This is a genomic window from Halolamina salina (assembly GCF_042678005.1).
Lineage (GTDB): Archaea > Halobacteriota > Halobacteria > Halobacteriales > Haloferacaceae > Halolamina > Halolamina salina.
Genome location: NZ_JBHUDH010000130.1, coordinates 30098 through 33907 on the forward strand (window position 1 = coordinate 30098; position 3810 = coordinate 33907).

General features: G+C 69.9%; 4 protein-coding genes. 2 read left to right on the forward strand and 2 right to left on the reverse strand.

Annotation, left to right across the window (positions count from 1 at the left end):
• Positions 1–441, reverse strand: a 441-nt coding sequence (locus tag ACFR9S_RS11420) for a DUF1028 domain-containing protein (RefSeq protein ID WP_379818697.1), incomplete at its 3' end; no start/stop codon positions are given.
• Between the two features lie 88 nt (positions 442–529).
• On the opposite strand from ACFR9S_RS11420, the gene ggt reads away from it, so the two are divergent.
• Positions 530–2179 (forward strand): gamma-glutamyltransferase, encoded by a 1650-nt coding sequence (gene ggt / locus ACFR9S_RS11425; protein ID WP_379818699.1) that lies wholly within the window; start codon positions 530–532, stop codon positions 2177–2179.
• A gap of 78 nt (positions 2180–2257) precedes the next feature.
• Positions 2258–2854 (forward strand): tRNA (pseudouridine(54)-N(1))-methyltransferase TrmY, encoded by a 597-nt coding sequence (trmY, locus tag ACFR9S_RS11430; RefSeq protein WP_379732333.1) that lies wholly within the window; start codon positions 2258–2260, stop codon positions 2852–2854.
• Here trmY and ACFR9S_RS11435 read toward each other — a convergent pair.
• Positions 2851–3687: an RAD55 family ATPase gene (locus ACFR9S_RS11435; RefSeq protein ID WP_379818701.1), complete on the reverse strand. Its 837-nt coding sequence runs from the start codon at positions 3685–3687 to the stop codon at positions 2851–2853. The genes trmY and ACFR9S_RS11435 overlap by 4 nt on opposite strands.
• Positions 3688–3810 lie beyond the last annotated feature (123 nt).

The following is a 3810-nucleotide window of genomic DNA, read 5'->3' on the forward strand; positions in this document are numbered from 1 at the left end:
TCGGTCGCCGATCCGGCCGGCGGCGGCCTCGAACGCGTCGATGACGGCGGGCAGGGTGTCGCCCGTCGCGAGCATGTTGCCCGCCGCGGTGATCCCCTCGCGAACCTCGTGGCCACACCACTCGTCGCAGTCCGCGCCCGTGAACGCGAACTCGTTGCCCCGGCGGTCGACGCCGTGGAGCTGTCGGAGTTCGCTGTGCTCGTCCTGTTCGAGTAGCCCCGGCAGCGCGTCGTCGACCGCGAGGTCCGGCAGGAGGTCGATCCCCCGCCGGCCGAGTCGGACGTTGACGAAGCTCTGGGTCGCGACCGCCCCCTCGTGGCTGACGTAGGGACAGAGCGCCCCCACGGCGGGAGCGTCGGTCGCGACCGCGACGGCGAAGGCTGGCCCGTCGCCGGCGTCGTGGTCGGCCGACGGGACGCGTGTACAGACGGAGAACGTCATGGGTAGAGCGTGTGTTGCGGAGTGAAAAAGACCCGCACCGAATCTATTTGGGGAGGTACTTTACCCCCCTCGACCCATCCCCCCGGATATGTCAGAGCCGGACCTCGATCGATTCACTTCGCGCCGCTCGACCGTCTACGGCGCGGAGGGCGTCGTCGCCACCAGCCAGCCCCTCGCCTCGCAGGCGGGGATCTCCGTGCTGCGTGACGGCGGCAACGCGTTCGACGCCGCGGTGGCGACCGCGGCCGCGCTGAACGTCGTCGAGCCTACCTCGACTGGGCTGGGCGGCGACGTGTTCGCGCTGTACAAGACCGCCGACGGCGAGGTTGGCGCGATGCGCTCCTGCGGGGGCGCGCCCGCCGACGCGACCCTCGAGAACGTCCGCGAGGCCGTCGCCGCGGAGTCCGACGAGGACATCGACCCCGAGGAGACCGAGATGCCGATGACCGGCGCGCAGGCCGTGACCGTCCCGGGCACCGCGCGTGGCTGGGAGCTCACCGCCGAGGAGTTCGGCAACAAGGGGCTGGGTGAACTGCTCCAGCCGGCGATCCGCTACGCGACCGAGGGCTACCCCGTCTCCGAGGTCGTCTCGGCGCAGTGGCAGCACGCCGAGGAGCTGTTCACCGACGAGCACGCCCGCGAGGCGTACCTGTTCGACGGCGAGGCGCCGAGCACGGGACAGGAGGTCACGCTCCCCCGGCTCGGCGAGTCCCTCCGGACCATCGCCGAGGAGGGCGCCGACGCGTTCTACGAGGGCGAGATCGCCGAGAAGATCGCCGAGGAGGTGCAGTCGAAGGGCGGCTTCATGACGACCGAGGACCTCGCCGACTTCGAGCCAGAACTGCTCGATCCGGTGTCGACGACGTACAACGGCGCCGAGATCTACGAGCTCCCGCCGAACAATCAGGGGCTGATCGCGCTGGAGGCGCTCAACGTCGCCGAGGAGATCGGCGCCGGCGAGTACGACCTCGACAGCCCCGAGCGCGTCCACTACTTCGCGGAGGCGATGAAGGTCGCGTTCGCTGACGGCCACCACTACATCACCGACCCCGAGTACGAGGACCACCCGCCGCTGGGCTCGAAGGAGTGGGCGAGAGAGCGCGCCGAACTGATCGGCGAGGAGGCGAACCACGACGTGAGCTTCGGCGTCGAGGGGAGCAACGCCGAGGACGCCGACACCGTCCTCCTCTGTGTCGCCGACGACGAGGGGAACGTCGTCTCGTTCATCAACTCCCGCTTCGCCGGCTTCGGCTCGGGGCTGGTCGCGGGCGATACGGGGATCGCGCTCCAGAACCGCGGCTCGTCGTTCTCGCTCGATCCGGACCACCCCAACCGCATCGAACCCGGCAAGCGCCCGTTCCACACGCTGGTGCCCGCGATCGCGGACTTCGCGGCCGACGACGACGAGAAGGAGGACTGGGCCGCCTTCGGCGTGATGGGCGGGTTCATGCAGCCCCAGGGCCACCTGCAGGTGATCTCGAACATCGTCGACTACGACCTGCCGTTGCAGGCGGCGCTTGACCTGCCGCGCTGGCGCTACCGCGAGGACGGCTCGCTGGCGGTCGAAGAGCGCATGGACGCCGACAACGAACTGCTGACGAAGCTCACCCGCAAGGGCCACGAGGTGCAGGTGCTCTACCCCGGCCTGTTCGGCGGCGCCCAGATCGTCCGGAACGAGGACGGCACGCTCTCGGGCGCGACCGAGCCACGGAAGGACGGGAACGCACAGGGGTACTGAACCGAAGCCGGCCGACCGTCGCCGGCCCCCGTCGGAGCCAAACGTAAGCGATTCACGGACAGCCCGCCGACGCCCGATATGCGCCAGTTCCTCGTCGTCGGCCACGACGCGCCGACCGAGCCGTCGTTCTCGCTCGACGACATCGCCGGCGGCGCCGGCCGGCTGGACGTGCTGTGTCGCTGTGTCAACGCCGCGTTCTTCCTCTCACACGACCTGCGCGAGGAGGTCAAAGTCCACCTCGTCCTGAGCGACGAGTACACCGTCAGCTTCGACGGCGCCGACCTCCGCCGGCTCAACCCCGACGAGCGCTCGACGGCAGCGCTGATCCGCGGTGCGCTCGAGGAGAAACAGGAGGCGATCGGCCACCAGCCCGTCGAGACCAGCCCGGGCGTCTCGCTCTACCGGATGGGCGTCGAGGCGACGTTCGACCGCGTCGCCCGGGACGCGACGGTCGTCCAACTCCACGAGGACGGCGAGCCGCTCCCCGAAGTCGAACCGCCCGAGGACCCGCTGTTCGTGCTCTCGGATCACCACGACTTCGCGGCGGCGGAGGCGGAACTGCTGGCGGAGAACGCCGACCAGCGGGTACGAGTGGGGCCGGAGCTACTCCACGCCGACCACACGATCACCGTCGCGCACAACTACCTCGACACCGAGGGGTACGAGCGGTACTAACGGATCTTCCGCACGTCGCTCACGTCGAAGCCGCCCTCGTGGATCTCGGTCTCGAAGCGGACGATGTTCTCCGCCTCCAGTTGGGAGAGCACGCCGCGGAACTGCCGGACCACCATCGTCCGGGCGCGCTGTGAGCCGCCGGACTCCCACGAGAACTCGAAGGTGCCCTCGGAGGCGTCCATCAACTGCCCGAACTCCGTGCGGGTGATCGCGTCGCGGTTGACGATCATGATTATCAGGCCGTCCCAGGTGTGGGAGGCCTTCGTGAGTCCGCGGAGCAGCGTCGTGATGTCGCTCCACTCCACGTCCTCGCCCATCGCGCCGACGAGGTCCGAGATCGAGTCGAGCACGACGAGGTTGCCCGCGGCGTTCTCGTTGAGGTAGTCCCCGAGCGCGCCGAGCACGTCGTCGGTCCCCTCGGCCTTGCCGAGGTCCTCGATCGTCTGGGCCTCGCCCATGTACCACTCCCGCGGGATCGGCGAGAGCTGGAAGTACTCCGGCGAGAGGTCGCGGAACTGCATGCGCTCGGTCGCGGCCTCCACGATGTCGTCGTCCATCGAGTGCTGCATCTCGCGGGCGATCTCGTCGCTGTCGGCGGTGAAGGAGACGTAGTGGACCTCCGGCGGGACGACCGACCGCTCGGGCAGGTCGCCGTAGTAGAGGTCGAACAGCTCCGGGTCGGCGTCGTACAGCGCGTTCATCGCCGCCGCGGTGTGGGCGAACTCCCGGGCGCCCGCCCCGGACTCCCCGGCCGCGAGCAGGGTGCTCCCCGGCGGCGCCCCGCCGCGGAGGATGCTGTCGATGCGCGCGACGCCCAGCGGTAGCCGCTCCATAGCCCTTCGAGGGGACGCCGGCCGTATAAAGGGTTCCCGTGTCGGCGGCGGTCCGGAACCGTCAGTCGATCGACGCCCCGCGGTTGCGCCCCGCGGCGACGAGCACCTCCCCGTCGACGCCCG